The sequence below is a fragment of the Pasteurella atlantica genome (assembly GCF_963693435.1).
GTDB lineage: Bacteria > Pseudomonadota > Gammaproteobacteria > Enterobacterales > Pasteurellaceae > Phocoenobacter > Phocoenobacter atlanticus.
This window is the reverse complement of the sequence record NZ_OY856306.1, coordinates 840,360-857,419: the sequence shown is the minus strand read 5'-3', so window position 1 is coordinate 857,419 and position 17,060 is coordinate 840,360. Positions and strand designations below refer to the sequence as shown.

At 32.4% G+C, this 17,060-nt stretch carries 20 protein-coding genes; 13 read left to right on the top strand and 7 right to left on the bottom strand.

What is annotated here, in order from left to right; all coding sequences use genetic code 11:
* Window positions 1–239 precede the first annotated feature (239 nt).
* A complete protein-coding gene (locus U9966_RS04135; protein WP_322631712.1) occupies window positions 240–518 on the top strand; it encodes a DNA-binding protein in 279 nt (92 codons plus the stop codon).
* On the top strand, window positions 511–822 hold the full coding sequence (locus tag U9966_RS04130; RefSeq protein WP_306347825.1) for a helix-turn-helix domain-containing protein: 312 nt from the start codon (window positions 511–513) through the stop codon (window positions 820–822). Before U9966_RS04135 ends, U9966_RS04130 begins: the two co-directional genes overlap by 8 nt.
* 110 nt (window positions 823–932) lie before the next feature.
* Here the strand turns inward: U9966_RS04130 and U9966_RS04125 are convergent, their stop codons facing one another.
* The 3 genes from U9966_RS04125 to U9966_RS04115 all read right to left on the bottom strand — a co-directional run bounded on the left by U9966_RS04125 (window position 933) and on the right by U9966_RS04115 (window position 2,877).
* Entirely contained in the window at window positions 933–1,229 is a 297-nt protein-coding gene (locus U9966_RS04125; RefSeq protein ID WP_306347824.1) for a HigA family addiction module antitoxin, read from the bottom strand.
* 8 nt (window positions 1,230–1,237) lie between these two features.
* Window positions 1,238–1,513 (bottom strand): type II toxin-antitoxin system RelE/ParE family toxin, encoded by a 276-nt coding sequence (locus tag U9966_RS04120; RefSeq protein ID WP_306347823.1) that lies wholly within the window; start codon window positions 1,511–1,513, stop codon window positions 1,238–1,240.
* Window positions 1,514–1,725: 212 nt separating this feature from the next.
* Window positions 1,726–2,877 (bottom strand): hypothetical protein, encoded by a 1,152-nt coding sequence (locus U9966_RS04115; RefSeq protein ID WP_306347922.1) that lies wholly within the window; start codon window positions 2,875–2,877, stop codon window positions 1,726–1,728.
* A gap of 1,042 nt (window positions 2,878–3,919) precedes the next feature.
* Here U9966_RS04115 and U9966_RS04110 point away from each other — a divergent pair.
* The 3 genes from U9966_RS04110 to U9966_RS04100 all read left to right on the top strand — a co-directional run bounded on the left by U9966_RS04110 (window position 3,920) and on the right by U9966_RS04100 (window position 5,709).
* A complete protein-coding gene (locus U9966_RS04110) occupies window positions 3,920–4,936 on the top strand; it encodes a hypothetical protein (RefSeq protein ID WP_306347959.1) in 1,017 nt (338 codons plus the stop codon).
* 161 nt (window positions 4,937–5,097) lie between these two features.
* On the top strand, window positions 5,098–5,331 hold the full coding sequence (locus tag U9966_RS04105) for a type II toxin-antitoxin system Phd/YefM family antitoxin (RefSeq protein ID WP_306347812.1): 234 nt from the start codon (window positions 5,098–5,100) through the stop codon (window positions 5,329–5,331).
* Entirely contained in the window at window positions 5,332–5,709 is a 378-nt protein-coding gene (locus U9966_RS04100) for a type II toxin-antitoxin system VapC family toxin (RefSeq protein WP_306347811.1), read from the top strand.
* 137 nt (window positions 5,710–5,846) lie between these two features.
* On the opposite strand, the gene U9966_RS04095 is transcribed toward U9966_RS04100, so the two are convergent.
* The gene (locus tag U9966_RS04095) at window positions 5,847–7,769 is read right to left on the bottom strand and encodes a hypothetical protein (RefSeq protein WP_306347810.1); all 1,923 of its coding nucleotides are present in this window, start codon (window positions 7,767–7,769) and stop codon (window positions 5,847–5,849) included.
* Window positions 7,770–8,190: 421 nt separating this feature from the next.
* On the opposite strand from U9966_RS04095, the gene U9966_RS04090 reads away from it, so the two are divergent.
* The 3 genes from U9966_RS04090 (at window position 8,191) to U9966_RS04080 (ending at window position 10,535) form a co-directional block, all read left to right on the top strand.
* Complete coding sequence (locus U9966_RS04090) at window positions 8,191–9,717, top strand: RHS repeat domain-containing protein (protein ID WP_306354326.1); 1,527 nt, start codon at window positions 8,191–8,193, stop codon at window positions 9,715–9,717.
* A gap of 207 nt (window positions 9,718–9,924) precedes the next feature.
* On the top strand, window positions 9,925–10,203 hold the full coding sequence (locus U9966_RS04085; protein ID WP_306347842.1) for a type II toxin-antitoxin system RelE/ParE family toxin: 279 nt from the start codon (window positions 9,925–9,927) through the stop codon (window positions 10,201–10,203).
* A gap of 11 nt (window positions 10,204–10,214) precedes the next feature.
* Window positions 10,215–10,535 carry a HigA family addiction module antitoxin gene (locus U9966_RS04080; protein WP_306347841.1) on the top strand — a complete coding sequence of 107 codons (321 nt, stop codon included), beginning with the start codon at window positions 10,215–10,217 and terminating at the stop codon, window positions 10,533–10,535.
* 114 nt (window positions 10,536–10,649) lie between these two features.
* Here the strand turns inward: U9966_RS04080 and U9966_RS04075 are convergent, their stop codons facing one another.
* The 3 genes from U9966_RS04075 to U9966_RS04065 form a co-directional block, all read right to left on the bottom strand.
* Complete coding sequence (locus U9966_RS04075; RefSeq protein ID WP_322631711.1) at window positions 10,650–10,886, bottom strand: type II toxin-antitoxin system RelE family toxin; 237 nt, start codon at window positions 10,884–10,886, stop codon at window positions 10,650–10,652.
* Window positions 10,887–10,924: 38 nt separating this feature from the next.
* Window positions 10,925–11,146: a type II toxin-antitoxin system RelB family antitoxin gene (gene relB, locus U9966_RS04070; RefSeq protein WP_306347839.1), complete on the bottom strand. Its 222-nt coding sequence runs from the start codon at window positions 11,144–11,146 to the stop codon at window positions 10,925–10,927.
* A 218-nt stretch (window positions 11,147–11,364) separates the two neighbouring features.
* Entirely contained in the window at window positions 11,365–13,203 is a 1,839-nt protein-coding gene (locus U9966_RS04065; protein WP_306353498.1) for a hypothetical protein, read from the bottom strand.
* 436 nt (window positions 13,204–13,639) lie between these two features.
* On the opposite strand from U9966_RS04065, the gene U9966_RS04060 reads away from it, so the two are divergent.
* From U9966_RS04060 to U9966_RS04040, 5 genes are all read left to right on the top strand, one after another.
* Window positions 13,640–15,448 (top strand): hypothetical protein, encoded by a 1,809-nt coding sequence (locus U9966_RS04060; RefSeq protein ID WP_306347927.1) that lies wholly within the window; start codon window positions 13,640–13,642, stop codon window positions 15,446–15,448.
* 274 nt (window positions 15,449–15,722) lie between these two features.
* Window positions 15,723–15,962 carry a hypothetical protein gene (locus U9966_RS04055; protein WP_306354361.1) on the top strand — a complete coding sequence of 80 codons (240 nt, stop codon included), beginning with the start codon at window positions 15,723–15,725 and terminating at the stop codon, window positions 15,960–15,962.
* Window positions 15,963–15,965: 3 nt separating this feature from the next.
* On the top strand, window positions 15,966–16,253 hold the full coding sequence (locus U9966_RS04050) for a Txe/YoeB family addiction module toxin (protein ID WP_306347926.1): 288 nt from the start codon (window positions 15,966–15,968) through the stop codon (window positions 16,251–16,253).
* Between the two features lie 208 nt (window positions 16,254–16,461).
* Complete coding sequence (locus U9966_RS04045; RefSeq protein WP_306347860.1) at window positions 16,462–16,791, top strand: UPF0175 family protein; 330 nt, start codon at window positions 16,462–16,464, stop codon at window positions 16,789–16,791.
* A complete protein-coding gene (locus tag U9966_RS04040) occupies window positions 16,791–17,036 on the top strand; it encodes a PIN domain-containing protein (RefSeq protein WP_306347861.1) in 246 nt (81 codons plus the stop codon). The genes U9966_RS04045 and U9966_RS04040 overlap by 1 nt, the downstream gene beginning before the upstream one ends.
* The last annotated feature ends 24 nt before the right edge of the window (window positions 17,037–17,060 follow it).

Below are 17,060 nucleotides of genomic sequence, written 5' to 3'. Positions count from 1 at the left end.
TAAGAAAATTTAAAACCTGTATTGTTTTTGGCAATACAGGTTTTTTGTATATACATAAGAGTACATTACGCATAGCCTTATCCTTGTAACTCTAAATAAAAAACTTTATTACACATATCCTTCACATTATTTTATTAATAATAATTGCACATAAAACACAAAAATACTACAATGCAGTATGATTTTTTTGATTTTAATGTTATATGCTTACACTTAGAGAGACCCCTATTTATTCTAAAATGATTGATTCTTTGTTACCAAAGGATATGCAGGGTGAGTTACATTCTTATATTGCCAATAATGTCACTAAAGGAGATGTCATTCCCCATAGTGGTGGCTGTCGTAAAATACGCTGGACTTTACAAGGAAAGGGGAAAAGTGCGGGGATTAGAGTCATCTACTATAATCAACTTGAAAATGGCGTCATTAATTTGTTATTAGCTTATGCAAAATCAAAACAAGAAAATATCCCGAGCCATATTTTGAAGCAAATTGTTAAGGAGTTAGATAATGATTGATATTGATAATATAGATATAAAAACACACGAATTTACTGGTCAAGAATTGGGTGAATTATTACTACAAAGCGTTAAGCAAATGAAAAGTAATGAGGTTGCTAAAGAGCATACCGTAACAGTTAATAATGCTGTAGAAGCCCGACAAAAAGTTGGATTATCTCAACGTGAATTTGCCAAAATTATGGGCGTTTCTGTAAGAACATTGCAAGCATGGGAACAAGGGAAGAGACAACCGAGTGGCTCTGCAATTACTTTATTAAAGATCGCAACACAAAAACCACAAGTACTTTTATCTGTTTTGTAACCTATTAAAAAATAATATAAATTTTTAAGATAGTTCAAAAAAACCTGTATTGCCAAAACAATACAGGTTTTATTTTTGAACTTTACTTAATTTGAAATTCGTATAGCTATCTAAACTAAAACCATATTATCAAAAATAAAAGGTTTAATTGGGTCACCAACTCGTTTCTGCTTTAGCTCAAATAAGTCATACTCAGTTTGTAAATCAAGCCATAATCTCGCTGTACTAATCCCTGCTTCTTCAAGTTTCAACGCTAAATTAGCGGTCATTGGGGTTTTAGCGTGTAATACGCGTGACAATGTTTCACGAGAAAATCCTAAATGTTGTGATAAATCTTTAATCTTAATATTATTTGGTTCAATAAATCCATCTAATAAAATTTCACCTGGATGTGCTGGTTTACGCATGATTTCTCCTAATGATAATCTTCATAATTTAAAATATAAGCATTGCCATCAATAAATTTAAAGGTAATCCGCCAATTACCACTGACAGTCATTGAATAAATGCCTTTACACTCGCCTTTTAATTCATGACACTTAAATAATTGATTAAAATCTTCAACGGCTTTCGAACGATCTACTAAGGTAAGGATACTGTTTATTTTTCTCACATGATCAGCTCGTAATCCTTTTGTCGTTCCTTTTTCAAAATATTGCTTCAACCCTTTGTGTTTAAAACTTTTTATCATTTTAATCCCTAATATTTGTGATGTAATTATATCACATAAAAGCAGGCTTACAACTATTTTGAAATATTTTATTTTTTCCTGATTAAGTATGTAAAAAAACCTGTATTGCCAAAAACAATACAGGTTTTAATTTTCTTATTCAGCCTTAAACAAAGTTACAAATTTTTGGAAAAATCTTACCGCTTGTTTAAGGTGAATTTGCTGTTATCAAACTAGATAATATCGACTATGAGATCTGGATCTACAACAACTACATGTCCAGCTTCATCACTATATAATTCATAAGATTGATTTTGGCGTATTTCCGTTTCACCTGTTTTTTCAAAACTTCCCTGTAAAACTAATTTATTCTCACGATAAGAATCAACATAAAATTTATGATTATCAGTATTACCCACCATTTTATCTATCATCTCATCTGATAAAGTTAATATTACTGGTTCCTGCTGATGTACATTTAATATTGTCATGTTAGTTAATCCAGAGAATACATCCTTACCTTCAGAAGGGTTATCATCATAAAGGGCTTGTAAATCAGCATCATAATAGAGATAAGATATAAATCTTCCATGACCATTAGTATCCCTAATGATTAGAGCTTGATCTCTCTCCTCTGTAAATGAATAGTAATCTATTTGTTCATAGCCATTGCTTAAATCACCATCTCTATTAAATCCTTGCCAGATCTGTTGTTTAATATCATTAAACTTCAAATCATTAAAAGCTTGGCCATTATTATAATAGAGTTTTTCATATAAATGTTGGTCGTTCATATTATCAAATCTAACAAAACGATCAAAAGGAGTATCTGGATCACCATCCTTATCATAATATCTTTTAATCAGAGTTCCATATTGATCATATTCATTAACTACAAATGAATCAATAGGGGTGCTAGGATCTCCATCATTATCATAACTTACTTTGGTTGTATTTCCTGTTTCATTGTCATGTTCATAATATTCATTTTTAAGACTACCATTTTTTTCTACGGATTTTTCTTCTAGTTGTCCTTTATCATTATATTTATATGTCTCGGTTGATTTAATATTGCCTTCTGAATCCTTAAATATTGTTTTAGCTTCTTTTGTTTGATCTGAAGCATTAGCATACTCTATCTCTTGAGTTTCAAAGATTCTACCAGCCCTAATCTTAGTTAATGTAGCTGTTCCGTTGGCAATATCAAAAATTTTAATATTGCTTGGTTGACTTAATCCACCTATATAAGTACGCTCTTCTTGGATCAATCCATTGTCATCAAAACTTCTCTCTACAATAGTCTCCATTTTCCCATCTAGATTAAGATCATGTTTTTCTTCGGTAATATTTCCTTCAGCATCAAGCTTATCAATCCTAACATGCATATCTTTTCCATCAGAATAATGATCTATATTATAATTTATAACTTGAGTTCCATTATCTTTATGAGTAATTGTCCCTGTTTCTGTTGTGGTAACACCGTTAGATTTTTCAATAATATTGACAACAGAATCTTGTTTTCCATCATCATTACTATCTGTGTGAACCGTAGTAATTACCGTACCATCAGGCTTCGTAATTACCTCTGTTGTGGTGTCTGCAATACCATCTCCATCCTTGTCTAGTTCAGTGACTGTTGATACAGCGGAGAAGAGTGCGTAACATATTGATTTAACTATGTTTTTAATTTTTAGTTAATCGAAGAATTAAAATATGTAGGCTAGATAGATTTGTGTAAAAAACATCCTTTTCAAAGGCGTTTTCTTGATTAGTAAAAATCAGAATTTTTATTCTTTTAATGTCATTTATAGATTTTAATGGTTTAGATAATCATCCATTTGGATGAGATATTCTAATGATAGGGCGTTTGATATTTAAATTTATACTGATTATTTCTTCAAATCTAAGTATTTTTTCATTTATTTTTAATACGACTATTCTCCCAAAATAGTGTCATTTTAGAGAGAAAAAAGGGACTTACAGTTAATTTTTTTATTTTAATAAAGCGCAATTAAATCAACTGGTTACGTACTCTTCTCCGCTGTATCAACAGTCACTGAACTAGACAAGGATGGAGACGGTATTGCAGACACTACCACAGAGGCGACTACGAAGCCTGATGGTACGGTCGTTACTACTGTTCACACAGATAGTAATGATGATGGTATTCAAGATGGAGTAACAATTATCACTCAAGAACCAGGCAATGGAGCTAAAACAACCTCAACAGGAACCATTGTTAATCATTCAGATGGAACACAAACTATTACGCTTGTAAAAGATAAATTCTCAGATAACGGATGTCTTACAAATGAAATTCAAACTCTTAATGAAAATGGGTTAGTGACTAAGACTGAATATGATTTCGATAGAGATGGGAAAGCTGATCAAATAATCTATTATGAACATGATACTGATGGAAATGTCGTGAAGGAATCCCTTGATAGATATGCTTTAGGCAAAATAGATACTGTTAACCGTTATGAAGACTTTAATGAAAATGGACAAGCTAGAGTACGTCAACTTGATAGAGATGCGGATGCTAAGATTGATAATATTTCCTATAGTACTTATGATGAAATGGGACGTGTAACTAGAGTAGATATTGATCAAAATGCAGACGGCAGAATTAATGAAACCAATTTATACAGTGATTTTAATGCACAAAATAGAGCATTGACGGTATCAGTGGATAAGGATCGTGATGTTAGCACTATAGAACGTATTATTCACCGTACGTATGATGATGAAGGCAGACTACTTTCATGGGGTTCTGATAATGATGGCTCTGGTGACAAAATGGATTATGTAGCATACTACAGTGAGTTCACTCCATGCGGTAAAGCACAGCTAATGGAATTAGATAGAGGGAATGACGACAGTATTAACTCAAGAAATAAAGCAACATACGACAAATATGGTCGTGCAGTAGAAGAACTTCTTGACCAAGATGGTGACAATACTTATGAAAGAAGAATTGAAACTCACTACGATAATTATGGAAGAAGAATTGCTTGGAATAGTGATGACAATAATGACGGTACAATAGATCAAGGAAACTACTATAAAGATTTTGATGCCTTTAACAAAGCGACTGTTATATTCCAAGATAAGGGGGATGATGGTAAAGTTGAAAGTATTCAGTATAAAGAATCTTCTATTGGAAGCCTAGAATTAGACAGCTATGAAGGATTTTCTTATGAAAACTTATCTACAATTTGGTTGTCTCAAAAGGATAGTACCGTATTGACTATTAGTGATGATGTTCTAAATTCTATTGCTGGAGACACACTAACAATCAGAAGTAGCACTAAAGATGATGTTTTGAAATTAAGTCAAGAAATTATTGATACGAAAGTTGAAGGAGACACCAATCCAGATACTTATACGATAGGAGATCTATCAATAGTGGTTGATCCAGATGTTATTGTTATTGCTGGATAATAGATAAATTATGGGATCTAAAAGGGGTAATATAGTTACCCCTTTTTTTATGAAAAACCTCTGCTTTTTGTCCTTTATATCCATTTTCCAATTCACAGATTGATTTCTTTTTTATATAGTTTATACTTCAAAATGAAAACTTTACATAGCGGGAGTATTTTATGATAGCAACAGCAAAAGACTTACGGTTTCATTCTAAAAAGCTTATCGAATCAGTCAATCGAGGTGAAGACGTTATAATCACCTACCGAGGACAGCCTTGTGCGAGACTTGTTCCTTATGAAGCCAAAGAAAATATGAATGACAGCCATCAATTATTTGGTATGTGGAAAGACAATGAAATGATGGATGATGTCCAAGCATATGTTCGTCACCTTCGCAAAGGACGGTTTTAAATGCTTATAGATACTGATGTTCTTATTTGGTATTTACGAGGAAACGAAAACGCATATAAGACAATCGAAACAGCAGGGAACTTTCAAATTTCTGTGATAACCTATATGGAGCTGGTTCAGGGTATGAGAAATAAACAGGAATTAGCCCAATTACATAGAGCATTTAAGCTGTGGGGAACCAAAATCTTATATGTTTCTGAAGACATATCGACAAAAGCAATGTTTTATGTTGAGCAATACTACTTAAGTCACTCAATTCAACTTGCAGATTCCCTTATTGGCGCAACTGCAGCCGCTTATAATATTCCTCTTTTAACGGGTAATGACAAACACTATAAAATGATGAAGGATATTGAAATACAAGTATTTAGACCCTAAGGATATTTTGAGACTATAAAAAAACCTGTATTGCCAAAACAATACAGGTTTTAATTTTTCTTATTCAGCCTTAAACAAAGTTGCAAAATATGATCAACATCTTACCGCTTGTTTAAGGTGAATTTGGTGTTATTAAACTAGATAATATCTACTGTGATATCAGGATCTACGATTAACGCATTTCCAGCCTCATCCGTGTATTTAACATAGTCTTGACCATCGTGAGCTTCTGTCTCAGTGGTTTTGGTGAAGTTTCCGTCTAGGTGTAATTGATCACCTGATTTCTTGCTATTTACAATCACTTTATGATTATTATCGCTGTTTGATATTTTGTCCAGAGTCTTGTCTGAAATAGTGAGGCTAACATAACCCTCATAGAAATGGATATATCCAAGACCTAAAAGATGATCAACTGTTGAAATATCGCTATCTTTATAGACGAAAAGTGCCTCCGCATTACCATCAGAATCAGCATCTTCAGTTACAAAAGTGAGATCATTTATATCATATAAATAAGTAAGAACACCATCAATTACATCATCTGCATTTTTATCCTGCTCAATTTTTGCCACCTGAGATTTGTCATTATACTCTTTAATATAAATACCATCTGCCTTTCCATCATTATTGTTATCATAACTAACCTTAACTAACTGACCTTTGTCATTATACTCGTGGATTCTATTACTATCAACTATACCATCAGCATTTTTATCCACATTCGCCTTGATTACTCTACCAAAATTGTCAAACTCTTTAGTAAGAATACTATCAATTTGACCATCACCATTTTGATCAATACTGACCTTATTTATAAGACCTTTTTCATCAAACTCTCTAGCCTCAACACGATCTACCTTCCCATCATTATTGTAATCATAATTAATCTCAACCAATTGATTTTTATCATTAAATTCATAGGTTATATTTTGATTTATTACTCCATCAGCATTTTTATCCACATTCGCCTTGATTACTCTACCAAAATCGTCAAACTCTTTAGTAGTAATACGATCAATCTGACCATCAGCATTTTGATCAACACTGACCTTATTTATAAGACCTTTTTCATTAAACTCTCTAATCTCAATAATGTCCACCTTTCCATCAGCATTTTGATCAATTTTTATCTTGGTTCTATTGCCATAAATATCATACTCATATTCACTGATATTTTCAGGTATGCCGTCATCGTTTAAATCATTACTTGATTTCACAAGTTGATTTTTAGCATTAAATTCATTAGTTGTAGAACGGTCGACTTTACCATCATTATCTAAATCCTCTGATACTTTAGTCGCATTACCTTTCTCATCAAATTCACGAGTAATAATTTGGTCTGTTTTTCCATCAGCATCTAAATCAACATCTGTTTTAACAGCATTACCCTGCTCATCAAATTTGTTAGTCTTAATAACATCAGATTTTCCATCAGCATCTTTGTCAATATTCTCAACAGTATTATTGCCAAGTTTATCAAATTCACGTGTAGTAATGCTGTCCGTTGTACCATCATTATTCACATCGTATTCTGATTTCAGTACATTACCGTCTTTATCTAACGTATCGGTTCTGCCACTGATGGCTTTTCCATTCGAGTATTTATCTACGTCATAGTCGATAACTAGATTGCCATCTTTACCTTCAGTGATTTTACCTGTTTCTGTTGTCACTGTTTTGTTTGGATGTTCAATGGTGACAAGCACTTCATCAAGTGCACCTTCATCATCTGTGTTAATAAACTCTTTGGTGATTTTGGTTCCATCTCTTTCAGTGGTAGATTCAGTCACGGTTTCAAAGGTACCATCATGGTCTTTATCGACTGAAATAATGGTTCTGTCAGGTTTACCATCTTGGTTTTCATCAATGTAAGTTGTTTCAACAATTTCGCCTGTAATGGCATCTTTTGTGGTCACAATTACTTTTTCAGGTGTATCGTTGCCATCCATATCAACAGCAGTTCTGCTGATATCAACAGTTCCATCGTCATCCAAATCTTTAGCAATTGTTACAGTATCAACTTTACCATCTCCATCCGTATCTAACTCGGTTTTTATCACTTCAGGAGTACCGTCTGCATCTGCGTCGTTTTCAGTGACTGTTGATACAGCGGAGAAGAGTGCATAACCAGTTGATTTAATTGCTCTTTATTAAAATAAAAAATTAACTGTAAGTCCCTTTTTTCTCTCTAAAATGACACTATTTTGGGAGAATAGTCGTATTAAAAATAAATGAAAAAATACTTAGATTTGAAGAAATAATCAGTATAAATTTAAATATCAAACGCCCTATCATTAGAATATCTCATCCAAATGGTGATTATCTAAAAAATTCAAATTCATAAACGACACTAAAAGAATAAAAATTCTGATTTTTATTAATCAAGAAAACGCCTTTAAAAGGATATTTTTTACACAAAAATGTACAGCCTACATATTTTAATACTGCAATTAAACAAAACTTAAAAACATAGTTAAATCAATGTGTTACAACCTATCCTCCGCTGTATCAACAGTCACTGAAACTGACGAGGACGGAGATGGTAATCCAGAGTCTACAATTATCAAATCAGATACTACTGATGATGGCAAACTAAACAAAACAACAGAGATAATTGATAAAGAGAGCGATGGAACTCCAGATGCAATAACCAATACTATTATTGACAAGCACAATATAACTACTATTGAAAAAGGCACCATTACTAATGTTGATGAAGAAGGTATCATCACTGTTAAGTTTGATGTAGATAAACGAGGTGATGAAAAAGGTATTAGTGGTCGCACCGATAGAATTACTCGTGATGGTCGAGGAGAAGTGCTAGATTCTGAATATGATTTCTATAATGATGGTGATAAAGATTATAAATCATCTTTTGAATATAATTCCGATGGTACTATCAAGAAAGAGAAAATCGACCTTAATATGGATGGAGCTGACGATAAAGTAATATCTTTTGACTATAATCCTGATGGGTCAGTTGCTAAGGAAATGACTCAGTTTGGTGGTGCTTTATCATCGAAGACTTATGAATATTATGATAATGGCTTGGTGAAGAAAGTACATCATGATAAAAATGATGATGGAGAACCTGATTCATCAACTATTTATACTTATTATGACAATGGCAATATTAAAACAGTTGCAGTAGATAATGATAATGATGGAACTCTAGAAACAACAAAATTACATTTCTACGATGATAATAATAACCTTATCAAGGCAACTACTTTATCTGCAAATCATAAACCAATCAGAAATGACAGATATACTTACGATGAAAATGGGAACCAGGCTACATGGGAAGAGGACTTTAATGGAGATGGAACATACGATCAATTAAGAGAGTATCCAGCTATTAATGATTGGGATCAAACAGTTGAAAGAAAAATATCTAAATTGGATGCAGAAGGAAATAAATCGCCTATCAATAGTATGGAATATACTTATAATGAAGAGGGACGTTTCGTTGAATCGCTTGTTACAAGACCAAGTGGAAGTCAGTGGGGTAACGAAATGTCGTACAATGATCTAGATCAGCTAATTGGCAGAAAAGAATTCTCAATTGATAAACAAGGAAATAAAGTGATAACTTTCTCAGAAGAGAATTTCTATAACAATGCTAATGAGAAATTGTTTATAGCTAGGGATAATAGAGCATCAGACAGTGATGGTATTATTGATGGTAATGCAGATCTCTTATTCATCTATGAGCCGGTGTCACTAACTAAGATAGGTACACTTGCTAGTTTAGATGGTTTAACACATATTTATTTACAGGATAATGAAAAATTTACTTTCTCAGCTGCAGAGATTGACAAAATAGTTAGTGCATCTAAGAATATTAGAGTAACAGACCATTATTATTCTAATCACTCTGAAGAGGCTACTCTTAAGCTAACAGGTGGTTTCACAGAAACAGCTACGAACGATAAGTATGTTACATATACTGATGGTGCTGGAAATAACTTAATAGTTGATGCTGATATTACCGTTAATATTATCTAGTTTGGTAATATCACCGTCACCTTAAACAAGCGGTAAGATGTTGATCATATTTTGCAACTTTGTTTGAGGTTGAATAAGAAAATTAAAAACCTGTATTGTTTTTGGCAATACAGGTTTTTTTATTAGTAATACTGAAATAGACCTCTTGATAAGCGTATCTATACAGCTTACAATAACTCAAATTTAAAAGTAAATAGGTCAACTTTTGTGATTATTTCATTTAAACATAAAGGATTAGAAAAGTTTTTTAAAACAGGTTCTACAGCTGGGATTATCACATCCCATAAAAATAAACTTAATCGTATTTTAACCATTTTAGAGAAAGCAAAAGATGTTCAAGAGCTTAATTTACCTAGCTATAATTTACATAAGTTATCAGGTAATTTACAAGAACATTGGAGTGTCAAAGTAAATGGAAATTGGCGTATTACTTTTAAATTTGAAAATGGTGATGCAGAAATTGTAAATTATCAAGATTATCATTAAGGAATGAAAATATGAGAATGTATAGTCCCGCCCACCCGATGGCAATTATTAGAGAAGATATTTTACCAGAGCTTGGTTTAACAATAACAGAAGCCGCAAGACAGCTCGGGATTTCACGAGTAACTTTATCAAGATTACTTAATGAAAAGTCTGCCATTACCCCTGATATGGCAATTCGTTTACATAAATGGTTAGGACGAGGTCCAACCCCTGAAACTTGGTTACAAATGCAGTTAGCTTATGATTTGTGGCAAGTAGAACAAATGAATAGAGAGTATAACGTTATTCCTGTTAAATACAAAAATGAGGATACGATTTCACGAACTGTGTAAATTTCATATAATCTCAAAATATAGGTGAGTTTACTTGCCTATATTTTTTACTATCATTCAAAAACAAAAACCTGTATTGCCAAAAACAATACAGGTTTTTATAGTCTCAAAACTTTATTTTTGTTGATTGTAAATATTTTTTCTATGCCCTGCACTCAGTAATATTAGGACTAACTTATCATCCTCAATTTGCGTAAGTAGTCGGTAATCGCCAATACGATATCTCCAATAGTTTTTTAAGTTTCCTTTGAGGTTTTTACCTATTATTCTCGGATTACTCGCGATTAAATCATTATTTTTAATAATCCAGCTTTTGATTTGTTTTTGTGTATGAATATCCAATTTTTTCATTGACTTGATAAAAGTCCTTGAGGTCACTATTTGGTACTTCATATTCCTAATTGTTCCCATGTTTCTTCAAGTGTATAAGTGCTTTTATCTGCATTAAATTCTTCGATTGCTTGTTTCAACTCAATCAAATCATATTCATCTTCTAATGATTTGAAAACGGTCTCCCTAATAAGCTCTGAAATACTTTTATTGTTCATTTTAGCAAAATCTTCAATAAATGCTTTCTCACTATCGTTTAATCTAATACTAACAGATGCCATAATAAACCCCTTAATGTCTTACATTTGTAATACATTGTAATCTTGTTTTTATAATTTTTCAAATTTAAATGAGGGGATGTTAAGCTTGATAGATGAATATTTTTATAGTCTCACTGAATAAGAAAATTAAAAACCTGTATTGTTTTGGCAATACAGGTTTTGTTTTTGAATGATAGTAAAAATATAGGTAAGTAAACTCACCTATATTCTTTTTAGGATTAGATAACCGATACTGTCACATCAGGGTCAACAGTTAGTGTCACATTACCTGCAGTATAAGTGTCATTACCTGTGCCACCATCAACTAAAGTATCAATCACTGATTGACTTAGTTTTAATGTATCACTTTCATCACCTACTATTTTCAGTTTATGGTTTGTTGCACCTTTACCAATAGTTGCTAATGCATCATCACTGATAGTGAGTTCAGTGTCACCGCTAGTTGATAGTTTGATTGTAGATAGTCCTTTATAAGAAACTCCAGAAGGTGATGTATTAAGGCTATCAAGTAAATCACTATTGTAAATAAGGGTGTCAATATCACCATTATTATCAAAGTCATAACTTATTTTAATCCTTTCTTCTCGAACATTGAGTTCATAATAACCAACAGAATCTATTTTACCATCAGCATTTTTATCAGATAAGGTTTTAATATGCTGATCTTTATCGTTAAACTTGAGGATATCTATATGATCAACTTTATCATCAGCATTTTTGTCATAACTAAATTTATCTCGTTTACCTTTATCATCGTATTCATAAGTAGTTATAGAATCTACTACGCCATCAACATTTTTATCATACTCTGATCTAACTAGTTGTCCTTTGTCGTTATATTTTTGGGTAATTACACGATCAATATCACCATCATTACCAAAATCATAGTCTATTTTAATTCTTTGATTCATATCATTAACTTCATAATAGCCAATAGCATCTATTTGACCATCACCATTTTTGTCAGATAAGGTCTTAATATGATGGGCTTTATTATCAAACTCCATATAATCTATATGATCAGCTTTACCATCAGCATTTCTATCATATTCTACTTCAGTATTATTACCAAAAATATCATATTTAAAGTCTCGAACTTCATCAATTGTTCCATCATTATTTTTGTCGACACTCGTTTTAGTTAGCTGATTTTTAGCATTAAACTCATTGGTAGTAGATTTATCAACAGTACCATCAGCATCTAAATCCGTTAATACTTTAGTTGCATTACCTTTATCATCAAACTCACGAGTAATGATTTGGTCTGTTTTTCCATCCGCATCTAAGTCAATGTCTGTTTCAATCGCATTACCCTGCTCATCGAATTTGTTAGTTTTAATGACTTCAGGTTTACCGTCTGCATTTTTATCAATAAGCTCTTTGGTGTTGTTGCCTTTATCATCAAACTCACGTGTAGTAATGCTGTCCGTTGTACCATCATTATTCACATCGTATTCTGATTTAACCACGTTACCGTCTTTATCGACAGTATCGGTTCTACCACTGATGGCTTTTCCATTACTGTATTTATCTACTTCGTATTTGATGGTTTGGGTGCCATTTTCATCCGTAGTAATGGTGCCTGTTTCTGTTGTGGTTGTTTTGTTTGGATGCTCTATTGTCACTACAACACTATCAAGCTTGCCATCATCATCGCTATCCACAAAGGCTTTCGTGATTTTGGTTCCATCTCTTTCAGTGATAGTTTCAGTAATGGTTTCTGGGATACCATCCGCATCTTTATCTACCGCGACTGTTGTTTTGTCGATAGTACCATCATCATTTTCATCTTCTGTGGTAGTGGTAACAATTTCACCTGTGAATGGGTCGGTACTGGTAATGGTTACTTTTTCAGGATTACCGTCGTTGTTTATATCAACGGTAGTTTTACTTGCATCTACCTTTCCATCGTCATCAAAGTCTTTAGATACAGTAATGGTGTCGTTATTTCCATCACCATTGGTATCTTTCTTAGTCGTTATGGTCTCTGGCGTGCCATCTCCATCCTTATCTAGTTCAGTGACTGTTGATACAGCGGAGGATAGGTTGTAACACATTGATTTAACTATGTTTTTAAGTTTTGTTTAATTGCAGTATTAAAATATGTAGGCTGTACATTTTTGTGTAAAAAATATCCTTTTAAAGGCGTTTTCTTGATTAATAAAAATCAGAATTTTTATTCTTTTAGTGTCGTTTATGAATTTGAATTTTTTAGATAATCATCCATTTGGATGAAATATTTTAATGATAGGGAGTTTGATATTTAAATTTATACGGATTATTTCTTCAAATCTAAGTATTTTTTCCATTTATTTTTAATACGATTATTCTCCCAAAATAGTGTCATTTTAGAGAGAGAAAAGGGACTTACAGTTAATTTTAAGCTTTAAATAAAATGCAATTAAATCAATATGTTACAACCTATCCTCCGCTGTATCAACAGTCACTGAACTAGACAAGGATGGAGATGGTATTGCGGACACTACAACAGAAGTGATTACAGAGAGAGATGGCACAGTAATTACTACAGTTCATACTGATAGCAATGATGATGGAAAACAAGATACTGTTGTCAATACTATTGAAAAACCTAACGGTGTTACTACAACGGAAACAGGGGTTATTACTCATAACTATAATGGTTCAGATACTATTGTCTATGAAGTAGATAAATATAGTGATGGTAATGCTATTAGTGGGCGTACTGATACATTAAACTCTGATGGTAACATTGTTAAATCAGAAATTGATCTTGATAATGACGGTATTACAGATCAAATCATTACACGTGAATTTGATGATAAAAGTAATGTAACTAAAGTATCTACTGATTTAGATGCAGATGGCAGTGCTGACAAAATTGATACAAACACGTTTGATGAAGACGGTAATAGAGTAAAAACAGAAACTGACCTAGATGCGGATGGTAAAACCGATAGCTCTGTAACACGCGAGTTTAATGATAAAGGTAATGTAGTTAAAGAAAATTTTGACAAAAATAATGATGGTCAAATCGATGCGATTAATACTTATGAGCGTAATGATAAAGGTCAAATTGTTAAAGTTGAGTTTGATAGAGACGCAGATGGAAAAGTTAATAGTTCTGAGACCCGAGAGTATGATGATAAAGGAAATTTAGTTAAACAAAATTATGATTATCATAATGATGGTAAGATTGATGCCATGAAAACTTATCAATTTGATGAAAAAGGTAATCAAATTAAGATGAGCTATGATAAAAATGCAGATGGAAAAGCTGATAGTTCAACTAATTATGAGTTTGATAATAAAGGGAATAAAACCAGAACTAATATTGACAAAGATAATGATGGTGAAGTAGATGCTATTGAAACCTATAAACATGATATGAAGGGACAAATAGTTAAAATTAACTATGATAAAAATGCTGATGGTGAGATTGATGAGGTTGAATATTGTAAATATAATGATAAAGGGCAGTTCATTAAAATTTCATCAGATATCAATAATGATGGTGAAATTGATACAGTTCAAACTCGAGAGTATGATAGTAGTGGTCAATCAGTTAAATGGTCATATGACGATGATAATGATGGTACTATTGATAAAATCTATTTAAGAGAGTACGATGATCAAGGTCGTCTTATTAAATTTTCCAAGGATCTGAATGCAGATGGAAACGTAGATGGTTATAGCACTTATGAGCGTAATGCTAAAGGTAGCTATATTAAAATATCTGATGATAATGATAATAACGGTACAATAGATGATGTTTATTCTTATGTACGAGATGATAAGGATCGAATTATTGAATCTCGTGTAGATAAAGGCAATGATGATATCATTGACAGAATTACTATTTACGAATACGACAATCGTGACAATGCAATAAAAGTCACTAATGATTATAATGGTGATGACAAGGTTGATCTAGTAATCACTACTCAATTTGATGATATGGATGATAGAGTTCTAGTAATGAATGATTCTGATGCTAATGGAACTGTAAATTGGGTAGATGTTCGTAAAACTTGTAACATTCAAACCCCAGATAATTTAGCAGGAGTCCAAAAAATCTATTTTGAAGAGGACAATATTGAACTTACTATATCTGATAAAATCTTAGACAAAATCGCCACTGACGATAACAGTCATAAAGTGATTGTAAATAGTAAGAAGTCAGGTGATCAACTACACCTAGACGGCAACTTCACCAAAACCACTGAAACGGAAAGTCATGGTGGTCAAGACTATGTTAAATACACGGATGAGGCTGGAAATGCGTTAATCGTAGACCCTGATATCACAGTAGATATTATCTAGATGATACTAAGTTCACCTTAAACAAGCGGTAAGATTTTTCCAAAAATTTGCAAGTTTATTTGAGGTTGAATAAGAAAATTTAAAACCTGTATTGTTTTTGACAATACAGGTTTTTTGCATTAGTGAATTAGGTAACCATATTTTTCGAAAAACTAGGTAAAACAGAGAATTTTAGTGGCTAGATTTATTGTGAATTTGACATAAATAAATTATAGATATATGATACAACTGTGATACACAATTTGATCTATTTTAATATAAAGTGAGAGAAAAAATGAGTAAAGTAGGAATGCATTTTAGAGTGGATGAGCAATTGCGGAATAGCTTTGCATCAAAGTGCCAAAGTCAGGATATCCCTGTCAGCGTGGTTCTTCGAGAACTAATGAAAAGTTATTTAAACAATGGTTCAACCGATAATTATGATGCTGATTTTTATGCTCATATTGATAAGGCATTGCAATCGCCAATATTGAATATAAGTGAAGATGAACTATTTACTCGTCTGCGGAGTTAAAATATGTATCAGCTAAAAGTAACGGATAAATTTAATGCTGATTTAGATAAAATAGAAAAAACCAATAAGAAATTACTACGAAAAATAGATAATTTACTTATTGATACAAAACAAAATCCACGTACAGGCATAGGAAAGCCCGAACGTTTAAAATACTATAGTACTCGTGAAATATATTCTCGCAGGATTGACCGAGAACACCGACTTGTTTACGAAATTTTAGAAGATAAAACTATTGTGATTTTACTGACAGCATTTGGGCATTACAGTAGCAATTCTAAATATAATTAGTATTCAAAAATTTAAGATGATAAAAAACCTGTATTGTTTTTGGCGATACAGGTTTTTTGCTTTGAATTTACACTGTTTGAAGAATAGAGCCAAAAAATAAATCATACAAATTTTTCAAAAATCTTACCTATTATTTTATGATTTGAAACGTGATGTTTTTAATTTGTTGTGCTATCATTTTGTGGAACATAAATAGTGAGGTAATGTTATGAAAACGGTAGGTATCAGAAGTTTAAGAGAAAACCCAAGCATACTCAATCAGTGTGCAAGTTTAGGCGAATATGTTTTATTGACTAATCGCAATCAACCAATGTCGTTGTCTATCCCTTTTACTCAAGGGTTGTTAGATAATGGGGTACATATCAGTATGGCTGTTTCTTTGTTTGAACAAGGGCAGATTACCTTAACAAAAGCTGCAAAAATTGCCAAAATGTCAGTGCAAGATTTTTTATTGTGTCTTAATGATTGCGGTGTTACTGTAGTTGAGCAATCACAAGAAGAATTACAAAATGATTTAAAAACATTGGGTTTAGAGTAATGTCTCATATTATTGTTGCAGACACAGGACCTCTCATCGCTTTGTCTATTCTCGATCTTATACCTAAAATGGCAACATTGTTTGATCGAGTTTACATCCCCAATGCAGTACTTACAGAAGCAACTCACGACAAAACAAAGGCAGGTGTAAATAATATTGTGTCTGCAATGGAACAAGGTCTGCTAACCCCTTGTTATGCTAAGCGCACAGGGCAAGATCGCACTTTTCTTAAAAATATGATCTAATAGCACCTATTATTCAATAACAAA

Coding starts and splice junctions, on each gene's coding strand:
- U9966_RS04135 (WP_322631712.1), top strand. CDS start 240: ATGATTGATTCTTTGTTACCAAAGGATATGCAGGGTGAGTTACATTCT.
- U9966_RS04130 (WP_306347825.1), top strand. CDS start 511: ATGATTGATATTGATAATATAGATATAAAAACACACGAATTTACTGGT.
- U9966_RS04125 (WP_306347824.1), bottom strand. CDS start 1,229: ATGCGTAAACCAGCACATCCAGGTGAAATTTTATTAGATGGATTTATT.
- U9966_RS04120 (WP_306347823.1), bottom strand. CDS start 1,513: ATGATAAAAAGTTTTAAACACAAAGGGTTGAAGCAATATTTTGAAAAA.
- U9966_RS04115 (WP_306347922.1), bottom strand. CDS start 2,877: ATGCATGTTAGGATTGATAAGCTTGATGCTGAAGGAAATATTACCGAA.
- U9966_RS04105 (WP_306347812.1), top strand. CDS start 5,098: ATGATAGCAACAGCAAAAGACTTACGGTTTCATTCTAAAAAGCTTATC.
- U9966_RS04100 (WP_306347811.1), top strand. CDS start 5,332: ATGCTTATAGATACTGATGTTCTTATTTGGTATTTACGAGGAAACGAA.
- U9966_RS04090 (WP_306354326.1), top strand. CDS start 8,191: ATGTGTTACAACCTATCCTCCGCTGTATCAACAGTCACTGAAACTGAC.
- U9966_RS04080 (WP_306347841.1), top strand. CDS start 10,215: ATGAGAATGTATAGTCCCGCCCACCCGATGGCAATTATTAGAGAAGAT.
- U9966_RS04075 (WP_322631711.1), bottom strand. CDS start 10,886: ATGAAAAAATTGGATATTCATACACAAAAACAAATCAAAAGCTGGATT.
- relB (WP_306347839.1), bottom strand. CDS start 11,146: ATGGCATCTGTTAGTATTAGATTAAACGATAGTGAGAAAGCATTTATT.
- U9966_RS04065 (WP_306353498.1), bottom strand. CDS start 13,203: ATGTGTTACAACCTATCCTCCGCTGTATCAACAGTCACTGAACTAGAT.
- U9966_RS04055 (WP_306354361.1), top strand. CDS start 15,723: ATGAGTAAAGTAGGAATGCATTTTAGAGTGGATGAGCAATTGCGGAAT.
- U9966_RS04050 (WP_306347926.1), top strand. CDS start 15,966: ATGTATCAGCTAAAAGTAACGGATAAATTTAATGCTGATTTAGATAAA.
- U9966_RS04045 (WP_306347860.1), top strand. CDS start 16,462: ATGAAAACGGTAGGTATCAGAAGTTTAAGAGAAAACCCAAGCATACTC.
- U9966_RS04040 (WP_306347861.1), top strand. CDS start 16,791: ATGTCTCATATTATTGTTGCAGACACAGGACCTCTCATCGCTTTGTCT.